Annotated in this window: 12 protein-coding genes; 5 read left to right on the top strand and 7 right to left on the bottom strand. The window is 36.1% G+C overall.

Going from position 1 to position 15,403, the window contains the following annotated elements; genetic code table 11:
* Positions 1-375: 375 nt before the first annotated feature.
* The 6 genes from OLM58_RS07880 to OLM58_RS07855 form a co-directional block, all read right to left on the bottom strand.
* On the bottom strand, positions 376-1,746 hold the full coding sequence (locus OLM58_RS07880; protein ID WP_264531859.1) for a hypothetical protein: 1,371 nt from the start codon (positions 1,744-1,746) through the stop codon (positions 376-378).
* Between the two features lie 186 nt (positions 1,747-1,932).
* A complete protein-coding gene (locus OLM58_RS07875) occupies positions 1,933-2,409 on the bottom strand; it encodes an OsmC family protein (protein WP_264531858.1) in 477 nt (158 codons plus the stop codon).
* Between the two features lie 154 nt (positions 2,410-2,563).
* Positions 2,564-3,790 (bottom strand): DUF4374 domain-containing protein, encoded by a 1,227-nt coding sequence (locus tag OLM58_RS07870; RefSeq protein WP_264531857.1) that lies wholly within the window; start codon positions 3,788-3,790, stop codon positions 2,564-2,566.
* Between the two features lie 25 nt (positions 3,791-3,815).
* The gene (locus OLM58_RS07865) at positions 3,816-6,176 is read right to left on the bottom strand and encodes a TonB-dependent receptor (protein WP_264531856.1); all 2,361 of its coding nucleotides are present in this window, start codon (positions 6,174-6,176) and stop codon (positions 3,816-3,818) included.
* Between the two features lie 121 nt (positions 6,177-6,297).
* Positions 6,298-6,957 (bottom strand): hypothetical protein, encoded by a 660-nt coding sequence (locus OLM58_RS07860; RefSeq protein ID WP_264531855.1) that lies wholly within the window; start codon positions 6,955-6,957, stop codon positions 6,298-6,300.
* Between the two features lie 13 nt (positions 6,958-6,970).
* Positions 6,971-7,558 carry an RNA polymerase sigma-70 factor gene (locus OLM58_RS07855; RefSeq protein WP_264531854.1) on the bottom strand — a complete coding sequence of 196 codons (588 nt, stop codon included), beginning with the start codon at positions 7,556-7,558 and terminating at the stop codon, positions 6,971-6,973.
* Between the two features lie 663 nt (positions 7,559-8,221).
* Here OLM58_RS07855 and OLM58_RS07850 point away from each other — a divergent pair.
* Positions 8,222-8,911, top strand: coding sequence for an NUDIX hydrolase (locus OLM58_RS07850; protein WP_017496929.1), 690 nt, complete (start codon positions 8,222-8,224; stop codon positions 8,909-8,911).
* A 47-nt stretch (positions 8,912-8,958) separates the two neighbouring features.
* On the opposite strand, the gene OLM58_RS07845 is transcribed toward OLM58_RS07850, so the two are convergent.
* Positions 8,959-9,957, bottom strand: coding sequence for a GntR family transcriptional regulator (locus OLM58_RS07845; RefSeq protein WP_264531853.1), 999 nt, complete (start codon positions 9,955-9,957; stop codon positions 8,959-8,961).
* A 101-nt stretch (positions 9,958-10,058) separates the two neighbouring features.
* Here OLM58_RS07845 and OLM58_RS07840 point away from each other — a divergent pair, with 101 nt between their 5' ends.
* The 4 genes from OLM58_RS07840 (at position 10,059) to OLM58_RS07825 (ending at position 15,338) form a co-directional block, all read left to right on the top strand.
* Complete coding sequence (locus OLM58_RS07840; RefSeq protein WP_264531852.1) at positions 10,059-11,114, top strand: aldose epimerase family protein; 1,056 nt, start codon at positions 10,059-10,061, stop codon at positions 11,112-11,114.
* A 54-nt stretch (positions 11,115-11,168) separates the two neighbouring features.
* Positions 11,169-12,332, top strand: coding sequence for a galactokinase (gene galK, locus OLM58_RS07835; RefSeq protein WP_264531851.1), 1,164 nt, complete (start codon positions 11,169-11,171; stop codon positions 12,330-12,332).
* A gap of 17 nt (positions 12,333-12,349) precedes the next feature.
* Complete coding sequence (locus OLM58_RS07830) at positions 12,350-13,405, top strand: UDP-glucose--hexose-1-phosphate uridylyltransferase (RefSeq protein WP_264531850.1); 1,056 nt, start codon at positions 12,350-12,352, stop codon at positions 13,403-13,405.
* Between the two features lie 247 nt (positions 13,406-13,652).
* On the top strand, positions 13,653-15,338 hold the full coding sequence (locus OLM58_RS07825; protein ID WP_264531849.1) for a sodium/sugar symporter: 1,686 nt from the start codon (positions 13,653-13,655) through the stop codon (positions 15,336-15,338).
* The last annotated feature ends 65 nt before the right edge of the window (positions 15,339-15,403 follow it).

Genomic DNA, 15,403 nt, shown 5'->3' with positions numbered 1-15,403 from the left:
ACAATCTGTGTGTTGTTTTTTTAACCGCAAAGAGCGCAAAGATTTACGCAAGGAACGCAGAAACCTTTTATCGGTAACCAATATCAAAATGCTATGTACAAATTAACATTACAAAAAAGAACGCGGATTACGCAGATTCGCTTTGCGAAAACGCTGATAAAAACGGATTTCTCAGAATTTAACCAATAATAAAAAAATCCGTGCTGATCCGTGTTTTCGTGAAACGAATCCGTACAATCCGTGTACTGTTTTTTTAACCGCAAAGGTTGACGCAAAGTGCACTAGTGATTCTTAATGAAACACGATATTTTCGACATAAAAAAGCGCTGCAAATAGTTACAACGCTTTCTCTTAATTTTATTTTTAAAAAGAAATTTATTTGATATCGATTGTATTCACTTTCAATTTATACCCGGCTCCTGCAGAAACAAATACTACTTTTTTACCATCTTTTGTTACTTTCATAGCTTGATTATGATTCATTATCGTCTCTGTAGATTCTTCTATTTTACTTACAATATTACCTCCAAAATCGGCGATCACGAATCGGGAACCTACAGGGTTTACACCATCTTTAAATTCATTCCATCCTACAAGAATTTTATTCTCTCCAAACAAGGAAAGATTCATTCCCCATCCTACAAGATTTACTGTATTATTGGTAATCCATGTTTCTTTTAACACAGTAGGTGTACCAGATGTGATACCGCTAACAATAACAATTTTAAGATCTCTTTTGGTTCTTGAATTCTCTGTACAGTATACAATAGCTACATTACCATTAGGCAATTCTATAAAGTTTCCTGTTCTTGTATTTGTAGCATTATCTCCTGTTGCACCGGGAATATTATCATAGTACTTTAATGAATTTCCTTCTTTCCCTTTATCAGAAGACCATTTTGCTATTTCCAGGGCTCTTGAATAGGCATCACCATGAGCTAAAGTATAAAATTTATTATCAGAAGACACTAATATTCTTTGATCAAAATTATGAGAATAATACCAGCCATTTCCAAGAGTAGCACTTTTACTGTCTTTTAACAAATTTCCATTTGAAGCATTTATAAAACCTATCCATCCAGCTTGATGTCCATTCTCATTATGACCTAAATATATCCCCAGAGCATCTGCTTGCTTATTGTATCTAACATTACTGGAACTTGCTTGTCCCGGATTATATTTCTTCTCTTTTGCTCCAAAAGCGGTAGTAGTAAATTTAACCTTGCCAACCTTATCAAATCGGGTATATACCGCATTAGAATCAATCTGATCTGAAGGATTTTGTTTTGTAGAATACCCGATAACAAAATCATCATTTTTTAAACTGCAAAAACCTAAAAACCTACTGCCTTTTGCATTACAAATATTGGGAATGGTGATGTTCTCTACCACATTTTTGTTCAGAAGAGATATCCTGGTAATATTGCGCCCGGCATTTGTTGTAGCTTTTTTATCCAACCATAAGACGTCTATCGTGTTGTCGTCATTTATTTCAAAATCTATAAACGGTGTAAAGCCATAATTACCATTAGATTTCCTGTAAGTGTTATCCGATATATCAGTGATGGTATAAGGTGCTCCTGTTACATCTACCTCAAAAGAAGAATAACCACTCAATACACTCGCATCCTTTCCATTAGTTTCTTCAACTACAACAGGTTTATTTTCACTTGATTTATCTTCCTCATGAGAGCAGGATAATACGAAAACCAAAAGGATGAGACTTAAACTTATAATTTTTTTCATTGTTTTTATTTTTAAAAAAATGTTCATAAACGGTTACTAAAATGATTTTTGTTTCAAATTTTGGAACAAAAGTATCGTTCAGAAAATGCATTTTTTTTAGATTTGTAACAAATGGTACTTTCCTTGAAATAAATGGTTTTTCTTACAAAATATAATAAAAAATAAATCCTCAAATTTAGGAATAAACTAAAATTTAGACGGTAAAACTTCACAGCTCCCATTATGCGAAACAGGGAAATTGCAGGAATTGGCAATAAAACACAGTTGGTTGGCCTTGGTATGAAGCGCATTGGCCAGTTCAATTTGGTTCGCGTTTGCAATTTTTACCTTTGGGTTGAGATGAACGGCAACAAAGCGCCCGCTTCCATCAGGAGAAACTTCAAGGGTTGCTTCTGCATGATCTGAATATTCCAGAACTTCTATTCCGTTTTGAGAACATACATACAGATAGGACATCATGTGACAGGAAACGAGACTGCTCAGCAATAAATCTTCGGGATTATACAATTCAGGATCTCCTTTAAAAGCTTTGGCAGCCGAAACATTTAAAACCGGTTTCCCTTCTATGGTAATCTGATGGCTTTTGCTGTAAAATCTTTTTGTTGCATCTTCTCCTTTTGGTTTAAAAGTCCATTTTACAGCTGCCTTGAATAAATGTTTCATCACGATTGTCTTTTGTTCTTGCGAAGTTAAGATTTTATATGGTTTGCGAATTAGTCTTATCTGAATGTGACGTTTTTTACAAACTCATCCCAAACAAAAAATGGCCGGAATTTCTTCCGGCCATACTTACTCAATTAGAAACTTGAGTTTACTATTATTTTGTTGGATGTGGAGCTATTAAATTAACTGTAACAGAACCTCCGCCATCTAAAGTAGTTCCTTTTTTGAAAGCTCCTGTAGCAGGATCAACTTCGTAAATTGAGGCTACAGCATCAACAGGACTAATTGCGGTATAATACTTTCCTTTGTATACCAATGGTGAACGCACCATTGAAACCGGGCTTAAAGGTGTATTAATCAACGAAACTGTTTTGTTTTTCAAATCAATTCTAACCAACTGCCCTACGTTTTTTAAACGGTCTCTTACTGAAGTCATTAATTCTTCGTATTGAACGGTACCAATTGCAATTCCGTTACCCACATAATTAATTCCCATCAAACAGGCCTGTTTTCCTAATGGTGTTGTTACGTCAATAAAATAATCTTTATCAAAATCTGCTGCACCTTTTTTAATACGTACCACTCCTGATTTTCCGCCTACACCTGTCCAGAATTTACCGGCACTCGCTACAAAGTAATGGTTTCCTTCTTCGTCTTTGTCTAATGAATTTAAATAGTCATAACCCACTCCACCTTCAGTTGCAGTACTTTTGATTACTTTTAAGTTATTCATTGCAGGATAATCATAAACTAAAGCTCTTACACCATCAACTGTATATGATTTTGATTCGTTATCGTAAAAATAACCTCCCAGAATAAGCTTTCCGTTGTCTACGAATGCTCTTCCAACAGAAAACTGAACTCCTTTTTTAGCAGCGTCGTATGGTACGGCCAATGTTCCTTTTGCTTCAATTGTGAAATCACTTAGTTTGATTCTGGCCCAGCCTACAGTACCATTATTGATATCCAGTCCTCCAAGAACCAACATGGTATTATCGTCTACAATATTCAGTGATTGAAAGTAATTCGGAACTACTCCGTCTGTAAGTATAGCCCCTTTTTCTTTTAAGCTTCCGTCTTTACCCATTTCGTATTGGATGAATTTTTTCTGCGGAAGGTTCATCAAATAAACATACTGTTTGTGCCAGATATAACGAGATCCGTTAGCCTCAATACCTTTACCTTTAAACGTTAAAGATCCTTCTGCTAATGAAGGTACCGATGCGATATATTGCAAATCCTGAGTCCAGCTGGCAATTGTAAAATGCTGTGCCGTTTCGGCTTCTACTTCATCTGACTTTGAACTGCAAGAGCTTACAACTGCAGCAAATACAGTAACAGCAGAAACCATAAATGTTGTTTTCTTTAAGAACGATTTCATTTTCATTGATTTTAAATTTAATTGGTTATTGTAAAAAATATCTTAGTTTCAAACTGAAAAACCTTCCCGGCTTTTGCAGTAAGTAATTGTCATAAACTTGCTTGTCTAAAATATTGCGGCAGGCGAAATTGGCACTGTAACGTCCGTTTCCAAAAGTGTAACCAAGACCTGCATCCTGAACGAACTGGGTTGGAATGTACATTTTCTCGCGTGCTTCTCCCAGACTTGGCCAGCCTAAGTAATACTGATGAACATAATGTGTGCTAACAAAAAATGAAATTTTAGATTTCATTTGAAACATCTCATCCAGGAATAATCTCGCCTCTGCATTTGCCATCAAGTAAGGCGTATTTCGTAATCGGTCTCTATAAACATGATTTGGGGCACCGTTTCCTTCAAAACGCTGCATGTTTCTGATATCCTGATACGTAAAATTGAATGATGTTTCAAGCCATTGCTTTCGGGCATAATTGGCTTCAACCTCAACCCCAAGCGTACGTATTTTTCCTAAATTTTCGTAACGGGCGGTTCCCATCAGATCTCCCTCTGTTAACCAAATCAGATTTTTGGTGTCTCTGAAAAAAACATTAAGACCAAAATTTACATTCTGTACCGTATTACGGATTGTTTTCTGAAGGGATGCATTCACATTGAAACTTCTTTCAGGCTGTAAATCCGGTGCATTTACAATTGTATTACCATTGCCCAGAAGCTCTATGGCTTCAGGTAACCGGGCAGTATTTTCGGCAGAAAATTTTATGGTATAGTCTTTTGGTAATAACCATTTAGAGGTGTATCCGAAAGCCCATGCATTGTCTTTCGTATTCTGATAAAAAGTTTCCTTAGAACTCCCGCCATTGTAATCAAATACAACGGCATTGGCTTCATAAGCAAAATACTTTGTAAAGAAAATGTTCTTCCAACGGTCCTCAAATGAAGAAATCTCATACGATAAACCTGCGATATGTTTATTCAGATCCTGAGGTTGTCTAAGCGGAATTGTCCAATCTGCTTCGGCAATAGCATCACTGCCTTTTCTTCTGGTACCGGTAAACACATAATTTAAGTTAACCTCCTGATTCTCTTTTATGTGATATACAAAATTAATTCTGGCCAACTGTGTACGATCCTGAAACGAATAAATGGATTTTCCTGATCGGATTCCGCCCAATTCTCCATCTACTGTTCCGATAGGTTTTCCTGTCCAATTGTATTTATAAGAACTGGTATCTGTAGTTGTACCTCTTAACTTGTTTATAGAAGCATACAGATCTACATCTAAATTTGAAAACAAAAATCCTTTCTTAGAATAGCGCAGAGAAGGCATAACAAACTTCTCATTATAGCGCACGTCTCCATACACATAAGCCATTGTTCTTCCGGTCTGTATTCCTCTGTCCTGATCTGCTAAAGTAAAACCTAACAGCAAGACATCTGCCCATTTGACATTGGTAAACCCAATATCAGCTCTAATGGTGTACGACTTATAATCGTCATTAAATCTTCTGAATCTTGGATAACCCGGAATAGGTCTTCCGTTTTCTCCCGCAACTTCTACCGTTGGCCCCCAAACGGGATAATTATTATCGGAATAATTAAAAAAAGAATTGGTTTGCAACGTAAAGCCGGATTCATTTCTCCATTTTCCGGAAACTGCTGTACGATAGGTATTAAATGAACCTACGGTTTGCGACACATCGATATAATTTTTAAGTCGGCTGCGTGTTACCAGATTTACAGAACCCCCAAGTGCATCGGCACCAAAGGACACCGGAGTAACTCCTTTATAGATTTCGATTCTTTCGAGTGTATTGATGGAAAAATTATTGATGCTGAAGGATGATCCGAAATTTTCCATCGGAATCCCATCTACAAAAAACTTTACGGCTTTACCGGATAATCCATTAATCGAATAATTGGTTTCAGAGCCCATTCCACCGGATTCCTGTACGCGAATACCGGATACTCCATCCATTAAACGATTTAAATCGACATCACGTTCAGCCAGTTTTTTTGTATTGATAACAGAAACGGCAAACGGCTGTTCTTTGATCTTGGTTTCAATCGTTTTGCCAAACAAATCAACAGAATTTAACACAACCGAATTCGATTTTAACGCTATAACAATTTCTTCTTTCTGATTCTGTCCGACAACAACAGCCATTTCCCGGATTTGATAACCCGTGATCGATACCACTAACTGGTATTTTCCTGATGCAATATTTTGAAAAACAAATTTCCCTGAGCTATTACTTTTTACTACGACGGCAGTATTTTGCAATTGAATTTCGGCACCGGCAACAGGCTGATTCTCATCGTCAAGTATATAACCTGTAAAACTGGCATTCCCATTATTCTGAGCATAAACTGCAGTACATATGATCATTAAAATAACCGTTAAAAAAAATCTTTTAAATTGCATCACTGATAATTTGTTCCCTAAACCAATAACTTCTCTATTTCAGTTATATCGGTTTTTCTTCTCTATTCTTCTTATTTCTATTTTCTTATAACTTAAAACGTTCCGACAGCCTGGAGCTAAATACTCTTGGTAAACCTTCGGCAATTTCATCTCTGGTTGCCGTTATTACCTCATAGTCAGCATCTGTCATGGCGAGATACGTTTGTCCTTTTTGCAGTTTTACCTTGTCCTGATACACAGTTGTACAACCTGAAGTTCCGGTGCCAATATTAAATTCCTGTACTTTTGCCGAATCGCTAATAACCGAAACGGCTCCGCAAAACTTAACATCGCTTGCCTCACCCAAAAAATCCATTGAAATGTTGCACTGGCTGCCCGGCTCAACCAAAAAAGATAAACTGCCAATATTTATTTTTTTAATCTCCTGACCGTTTAAATTGTTCACTAAAATCTGCGAAGCAAATGTTGATGAATTGTAGTAATGTAAACTGACAATCCCAAATAACACACAGGCCGCAGTTGTTAGTGCAGCATAAAGAAATCTGTTCTGAGATTTTGGTTTTGCATGAATCGTTCTCGAAGCAATATTGCTCCAGATTTCTTCTTTTAATCCGTCTCGTTGTGGAGAGGTAATAATTTCAAATTCTAAATCTATAACACTTAGCCATTGCTCCACTGTTACCCTTTCGGCAGCATCGCATTCCTTTCGCGCATATTTTTCTAATAAATCGGATGTAATAAACACAGTTCTGGTTTTGTTATATAATGATGTAGTTGCACAAGTCCTCGCTAACCCTACATAGGGGAGTAAAAAAAATGACCAAACTGCGAAAAACTTTTAAATGGTCGCGAATATGCCGAAGTGCTCTTGTGATATTTCCTTCAACGGCTTTCTCTGTAATAACAAGCGAAGCGGCAATAGAGCGATTGTCCATCCCGTCTTCTCTGCTCATTAAATATACCTGCCTGCAACGTTCCGGAAGTGTACTGATGGCCAACTGTAGTTCCCGAAGCAAATCTTTATGCAAAATATGTTCTTCTGTATTGTTGGAAACTTTATTCATTTCGGCAAAATGAGTACTTTCGTGCTTCTTTTTAGTGAACTGCTTTCGATGATATTCTACTATTTTGAGTTTTGCAGCACCGTATAGATATGCTCTGACGGAAGTTTCGATTTGTAGTTGTTCCCGTCTTTCCCAGATACTGATAAAAATTTGCTGTACAATTTCCTTTGCTGCTTCTTCGTCCCCAGCATGATGTCTGCAAAAACAAAACAGTTCATTCCAGTACAAATCATAAATCTCCGGGAAATTTTTGGCGTTAATGTTTAGATATTGCTTTTCCATAGAAATAAAAATATGACGCAAAACTATCTTATTTAGACTAAATAAAATTAAGATTTTTTAAAATTTGTGCTGTATTTTTAAATCTGCTTGTGTAATATTCTGGTAATTTGCCTTTTAAAAAAGCAAAAAAAATCACGGTACAGTCTCTATTTTACTGGGATTAAACCAATATTTTCCTTAGAGCTGTAAGGAAATACCGCAATGTCTTTTTTGTTATGAATGGCATTTCTTTTCACCAAGTCACATCAGAATCGTCTTTCTTTTTCAGGAATATTTTTTTATTTCTCCAATGCATCCCTAGTTCAAAAATTAATAAATTAACAGCATCCACTTGTTTCGCTTCGGAATCAATTTAGCGACAAAAAACTGTTCTGAGAGCACTTACCACAAGTAAGAATTATCTTCTTATTTTATTGTGTAAAAGTGACGCTTTGCTATGTAAAATGATATTTTATTTAAAAAAACTTGTAAAAAAGGTTAAAAAATGACCGCTTTAATAATGATTTTAGCATTAAAAAACCATTACTTTTGTAACAGGAGTCTCAAGCAAAGCAGTTAATGTAACTTTTACAGACGGTTACATTTATTAAGTGTATACACAACGTTTAAAAAATTGAGAAACGAAATTAACAGGATTATATATTTACCACTAAAAATTTGAATATGCTTAACAGTTATAGCTCTGCAGATAAAGTTTTATTAGCAGTAGATTGTATTATTTTTGGGTTTGATCGCGAAGGTTTGAAAATTCTCTTAATCAAAAGAGGCTTCGAGCCTGAAAAAGGAAAATGGTCTTTGATGGGAGGTTTATTAAAGCAAGACGAAGTACTCGACAATGCTGCGATAAGAGTTTTAAAAATGTATACGGGATTAAACGATGTGTATATGGAACAACTTTATGCCTACAGTGAAATTGATCGTGACCCTTTAGAAAGAACCATTTCGGTTTCGTACTATGCTTTGATTAATATTGAAGATCACAATGCCGAACTGATTGAAAATTATCATGCGCAATGGTTTAGTGTGGCCGATGCTCCGAGTTTAATTTTTGATCATAACGAAATGGTGCAGCAAGCGATCAGAATATTACGTTATAAAACTTCGATCAAGCCAATTGGCTTTGAATTACTTCCCGAGAAGTTCACCATGCGCCAATTATTAGAGTTGTACGAAGCTATTTTGAGCAAAGAACTGGACAAGAGAAACTTTATCACTAAGATTAATACGATGGGAATCCTAAACAAACTGGACGAAAAAGACATGCAGTCTTCCCGAAAAGGATCTTATCTCTACACTTTCAATAAAGAAAAATACGAGGAAAAACTTCGCAACAATTTTGTTTTAAACTTGTAAAGTAATTCGTCTGTAGTTTCTTAAATCCAGAAGCGCAGACGGAATAATTATAATGAGTTTCGAATCAAAAGAGATGATTTATTTTCTATTTGCTGCTTGTGTCCGAGAAGCACCATATCGGCTAAAATTTCTCCCATCATTTCAAAATCGGTCGAAATGGTGGCAATGCCGTTAGCAACAATCTTTTTCAAAGGAGTTTCGTTATAAGAAATAATTCCGAAATCCGTTCCGAGTTTAAGGCTTTGCGATTGGGCATTTTCAATAACGCGAACCAGATCACGATCGTTTGGTATAATGTACAAATCACCTGCATTGATTTCTCCGTTTGTAAATTCTGTGATGACATCAAACTTAAAATCATACTTTGTACAAAAAGCAATAAAACCGGTTTTCATTCCCAATGGTTCTCTAAATCCCGGAAAAATCAAAATAAGCTTTTTGTACTTATCCATTCGTGATTTCCCGTTAACTAAACCTTCAAAAATATCTTTTTCGTGATTTTGATAAACTGCCGGATACAATTTCAAATCCGGATTGGTCTGATCCAATATGATAACCTCCCCTACTGGTAGGTTTTTTATCGCCTCCGTCACATCTGTTAAATTGGTAGGCATAATAATGTACTTGGTGTAATTTCCATTACTGTCGGTAATGAGTTTTTGAAATACCTGAACATTAAAGTGATGAAAGAAAATATCAACCTGAACGTTCTTTCCAATATTCTGTATAAACGAATTATAGATGTCTTCTTTGAAACTGTTTAACTCATCAAAAAGTAAAAAAATCTTTTGTTTGATATTGATTTCAACGCTTTTAACATAATACCCTTTACCCGGAATGGCGTAAATAATACCTCTTTTTTTAAGCTCGTCATATCCCAACAATACCGTATCACGTGACAGCGAAAATGCCAGACAAACTTTATTAACAGACGGAAGCCGATCGCCTTTTACCAGTTTTTCTTCCTCAATTGCTTTTTCTACAGAGAGAATAATCTGCCTGTATTTTGGCAAACCAATATTACTTTGGATAGAAATTATATTCATACAAAATGGATTTTGGCGCAATATACAAAAAACTGGTAGGTACTGGTATGTAAAAACAGATATTGTTTCTATTTTTGATTTTCATTTTTGGCAAAAAAAATATGAAAATAAAACAAATATCACACCTTCCGAATACATCTGCCATGGAATCATTTGGTTTATTGCCCGATAACGAAGAAATTCTTTCTTGTGAATTGTGCAACAAAAACGGAATGAAAGCAAAAATTATCAATTACGGTGCAACACTGACCTCTTTGATAATTCCGGTTGCAACAGGTGGGGTTGTTGATGTTGTTTTAGGTTTCGATACTTTAGAATCTTATCTGGCTTCTTATCATTTACCAAGCGCTCCTTACTTTGGTGCTACCGTTGGGCGTTATGCCGGACGAATCGACAAAGGTGTTTTTACCTTAAACGATCAGACATTTCAATTGAATACCAACAACAATGGTAATGCTTTACATGGCGGGAATATTGGCTTTGGACAAAAAACATGGAACATTACCCATATTACTTCCGGTGATAATCCTTCGATAACTTTAAGTCTGTTGAGCCAGAATTTAGAGGAGAATTATCCGGGAGCTTTACAGGTTGATTTGACTTATACTTTAACCGAAGAAAACGAATTAAAGCTAGAATACAAAGCGACCTCAACTGAAGATACGATCGTGAATCTTACACATCACACTTATTTTAATCTTGACGGACATGATCGGGATTTGTTAAACCAAACACTCTTTATTGATTCTGACAAAATGTTGGAAACGGATACTGAGAATATTCCAACCGGGAATTTCATTGCTCTTTCTGACCATGATTTTGATTTCAGAACGGCTAAAAAATGCCCGGAAGCTATTGACAATTCATTTGTAATTGAGTTCGGAAAAGCGGTTTCCGCCACTTTATCCAGTGTCGAAAACAATTTGCAGATGAAGGTTATTACGGATCAGCCCAGCGTACATATATATGTAGGCGGAAATTGTTTTGGATCTATAAAAGGAAAAGAAAACACTAATTATCACGCATTTAGCGGAATATGTTTTGAAGCACAAAATTTTCCGGATGCCCCTAATCATAAACATTTTCCGAATTCGGTTTTACGAAAAGGGGAAACCTATCTTCAAAAAACCCTTTACAGATTTGAAAACATAACCTAATGGTTACTAAAAAAACAACCAAAACGAAAAGCTATTTCTTTCAACCACTACCTAATGAATGATATTTTAATACAAAACACAACCGCTTTTTTTGAGAAATCTTTTGGATCGGCTCCGCAAAAAGTGGTGCTCTCTCCCGGAAGGATCAATATTATAGGAGAACATATTGATTACAACGACGGCTATGTTTTACCGGCGGCTATTGACAAGATTATATGTTTTGCTTTTGAAAAGAACAATACCAACAGCTCTAAAATAATAGCCATCGATTTGAACGAAGCCTTTGAAATTGATTTAACTGCAGAAATTCTTTTAAGCGAAGAGGTCTGGACCAATTATATTCGTGGCGTAATCAAACAATTACAGGACAACGATTTTGTGTTTGAAGGTTTCAACTGTGTCTTTAGCAGCAACATCCCGGTAGGTTCCGGTTTATCCTCTTCTGCTGCTTTAGAATGTGGAATGATTTTCGGAATTGCATCGCTTTTCGATTTAAAAATCAAAAAAGCCGACATCGCTTTGTTAGGGCAAAAAGCAGAACACTGGGTAGGGATCAATTGTGGTATTATGGATCAGTTTTCGAGTGTTCATGGTCTTGAAAATAAGGTCATAAAACTAGATTGTAATACCCTTGATTTTGAGTATCACAATGCCGATTTCAAAGATTACGCTCTGGTTTTGTTTGACAGTAATGTAAAACATTCTCTTTTTACCTCTGAATACAATACCAGAAGACAGGAGTGCGAACAAGGGCTGGCGATTATAAAACATCATTTTCCTCAAATAAAAAGTTTTAGAGATTGTACCGAAGAACAGCTTTTGACGCTGCAGCATCAAATGTCAGCAACTATTTTTAAAAGAGTACATTTTGTAGTAAAAGAAATTGATCGTGTTGAAAAGGCTTGTGAAGCATTAGATCAGGGAAATATTACACTTTTGGGACAATTACTTTTCGAAGCCCATTATGGTTTATCGCAAGAATACGAAGTTAGCTGCAAAGAGCTGGATATGCTTGTAAATACGGCAAAAACAGACGACTTTATTATTGGATCACGCCTCATGGGGGGTGGTTTTGGGGGGTGTACCATAAATTTTATAAAAAAAGGGCATGAAAATGAGGTGAAAAATAAGTTTTCAAATCTTTATTTAAATACATTTGGGATTGAATTAAAATTTTATGATGTAACAATCTCTAATGGAACAAGACTACTTCTTTAACATCACAAAAACTATAAATGAAAAACTTTGACATCAACGAAGATCCGCACAGACGTTTCAATCCATTACTAAACGAATGGATTCTGGTATCTCCTCATCGAGCCAAACGTCCGTGGCAAGGGCAAAACGAGACTCTTGCAACTGAAACCCTTCCAAAGCACGACCCAAACTGTTATCTCTGTCCGGGTAACGTTCGCGCCAATGGAGAACACAATCCGACCTACAAAGACAGCTTTGTCTTTGAAAATGATTTCGCCGCAATGAAGCAGGACGAAATTATATTTGAAGAAGACATCAAGCATACTTTTTTTAAAACAAAACCCGAACAGGGAATTTCAAGAGTAGTCTGTTTTTCACCAAGACATGATCTTACTTTACCGGAGATGGAAATTGACGAAATTGAGAACATTGTAAAAGTTTGGCAAAAAGAATACGCTGAACTGGGAAGCATCAAATACATCAATCACGTTCAGATTTTTGAAAACAAAGGAAGTATTATGGGCTGCAGTAATCCGCATCCGCATGGTCAGATCTGGGCACAGTCGTCACTTCCAACTCAGGTTGAAAAAACACAACAAAATCTGAAATCTTATTTTGATAAGAACAACCGAACGCTTCTTCAGGATTATGTTCAGGCAGAATTAAAAACGTGTGATCGTGTAGTAATCGAAAACGATGATTTTATTGCTTTAGTTCCGTTTTGGGCAACCTGGCCGTATGAAACAATGATTGTAAGCAAAAGAGTTGTAAATAAAATTACTGATTTTACGGAAGAAGAAACCAATTCCTTTGCCGTAATTTTAAAACAACTCACTGTCAAATACGATAATTTATTCAGTACTTCTTTTCCGTATTCATCAGGAATCCATCAATCACCTACAGATGGTTTAGAACACCCGGAATGGCATTTCCACATGCATTTCTATCCGCCTTTGTTGCGATCAGCCACAGTAAAGAAATTTATGGTGGGTTATGAAATGTTAGGCGAATCTCAAAGAGACATTACCCCTGAAAGAAGTGCCGAAGTTTTAAGACAGCAATCAGACATTCATTACAAATCAAAAATAAAATAAGAGTTTCACCTATTTTGCCCCACAAATTGTTACAGCTTTGAAAAACATACTCAAAAAAACCGGTACGTCTTAGCTCTTTTTTACCCTTTAATACAGAATCACATTAATAAATCAAATCAAAAACGAATAATCGACCCAAATCAAAAAAAATAAAAAAAACAATATTTAAACCACCTCAGACAAATATTGTTTTTTACCCTTTACTAATCAAACAATCACTATCTAATTATTAAAAATAGTACTATCAATGAACCAGAACCTTGCTTTCGCAGATTATGCGGTTTTTATTATTTACTTCATCGTAGTTTCGGTCTACGGTTATACGGTTTACCGAAAACGTAAACAAGACGAACAGGACGCTAAAGCTTACTTTTTGGCCGAAGGAAACCTGACCTGGTGGGCTATTGGAGCTTCTTTAATTGCTTCAAATATCTCGGCAGAGCAATTTATCGGAATGAGCGGTGAAGGTTTCTTTTTAGGAATTGCCGTTGCGGCTTATGAGTGGATTGCTGCCATAAGTCTTATTGTTGTCGCCGTTTGGTTTATTCCCGTATACCTAAAGAATAAAATCTATACGATGCCACAATTCTTAAAAACACGCTATAATGATTCTACTGCTTTAATCATGGCCGTTTTCTGGTTGTTCTTGTACGTTTTTGTAAACTTAACTTCTATTTTATATTTAGGAGCTGTAGCCATTAACGGTATGGCCGGCGGAGAATATCTGCATATTATCATGATCGGATTGGCATTATTTGCCCTATTCATCTCTCTTGGAGGTATGAAAGTTGTCGCTTATACGGATGTTATTCAGGTTGCGGTTTTAATCATTGGAGGTTTAGTAACCTCGTATATTGCTCTTACGACTGTAGGACAAAATTTTGGAGTAGGACAAAATGCAATTGCGGGTTTCAAAGTTTTAATGAGAGAAGCACCGGAACATTTTAAAATGATTATTCCAAGACCAACTGCGACATCCTCTCAGCTTGACATCAACAAATACCTGACTTTCCCTGGTCTGATGTCTTATCTTGCCGGTATCTGGATCATCAACCTGAATTACTGGGGATGCAACCAATACATTACGCAAAGAGCCTTGGGTGCCGATTTGCAAACTGCACGCACCGGTATTTTGTTTGCCGGTATGCTAAAATTGTTAATGCCCTTAATCGTAATGTTACCTGGTATCGCTGCCTATGTTTTATATCAAAACGGACATTTACCACAATTAGTCGGAGGAAAAGACGGAGCTTATTCAGCTGTACTGACTTTTCTTCCAACCGGATTAAAAGGTCTTTCAGTAGCGGCATTAACCGCAGCAATTGTAGCTTCGTTAGCCGGAAAAGTAAACAGTATCTCGACAATCTACACCCTGGATATTCACAAAAAATACATTCAAAAAGAAGCTGGTGAAAAGCAGCAGGTAAACATAGGAAGAATTGCCGTTTTTGGAGCGATGCTTTTAGCAGTATTATTTACCTGGAATGATATTTTAGGAATTGGAGGTGTTGGCGGATTTACTTATATCCAAAAATACACGGGCTTTATCAGTCCGGGAGTTTTTGCCATGTTCGTTTTAGGAATGTTCTGGAAACGAACTACGGGAGCTGCAGCTGTAGTAGGTGTAATTTTAGGTTTTGTATTATCTGTACTATTCAACGAATATGCGCCTGCCTTATTTGGAAATGAGACTTTATTGTACACCGCTTATCCAAACGGAAAAGGAGCTTTTGAAATCCCTTTTCATATTTGTATGGGATTATCGTTCATCTTTACCACTTTGGTGATGGTTTTAATCAGTTTTGCAGGTCCTAAAGTGAATCCTAAAGCATTCGAAATCGATGCCGAAATGTTTAAAGTAAAACCACAAACGACTGTTTTAATCGTCATTACATTATTGATTATTGCAGCCCTGTACATTAAATTTTGGTAGTTTTATTATATTCTTTTTTGAAAATAAAACCATACCGGGAAAATCACATTTTTTAAATATTATGT

The organism is Flavobacterium sp. N502540 (assembly GCF_025947365.1).
GTDB lineage: Bacteria > Bacteroidota > Bacteroidia > Flavobacteriales > Flavobacteriaceae > Flavobacterium.
This window is presented reverse-complemented; position numbering and strand designations above follow the sequence as displayed.

Coding starts and splice junctions, on each gene's coding strand:
- OLM58_RS07880 (WP_264531859.1), bottom strand. CDS start 1,746: ATGAAAAAAATTATAAGTTTAAGTCTCATCCTTTTGGTTTTCGTATTA.
- OLM58_RS07875 (WP_264531858.1), bottom strand. CDS start 2,409: ATGAAACATTTATTCAAGGCAGCTGTAAAATGGACTTTTAAACCAAAA.
- OLM58_RS07870 (WP_264531857.1), bottom strand. CDS start 3,790: ATGAAATCGTTCTTAAAGAAAACAACATTTATGGTTTCTGCTGTTACT.
- OLM58_RS07865 (WP_264531856.1), bottom strand. CDS start 6,176: ATGATCATATGTACTGCAGTTTATGCTCAGAATAATGGGAATGCCAGT.
- OLM58_RS07855 (WP_264531854.1), bottom strand. CDS start 7,558: ATGGAAAAGCAATATCTAAACATTAACGCCAAAAATTTCCCGGAGATT.
- OLM58_RS07850 (WP_017496929.1), top strand. CDS start 8,222: ATGCTTAACAGTTATAGCTCTGCAGATAAAGTTTTATTAGCAGTAGAT.
- OLM58_RS07845 (WP_264531853.1), bottom strand. CDS start 9,957: ATGAATATAATTTCTATCCAAAGTAATATTGGTTTGCCAAAATACAGG.
- OLM58_RS07840 (WP_264531852.1), top strand. CDS start 10,059: ATGAAAATAAAACAAATATCACACCTTCCGAATACATCTGCCATGGAA.
- galK (WP_264531851.1), top strand. CDS start 11,169: ATGAATGATATTTTAATACAAAACACAACCGCTTTTTTTGAGAAATCT.
- OLM58_RS07830 (WP_264531850.1), top strand. CDS start 12,350: ATGAAAAACTTTGACATCAACGAAGATCCGCACAGACGTTTCAATCCA.
- OLM58_RS07825 (WP_264531849.1), top strand. CDS start 13,653: ATGAACCAGAACCTTGCTTTCGCAGATTATGCGGTTTTTATTATTTAC.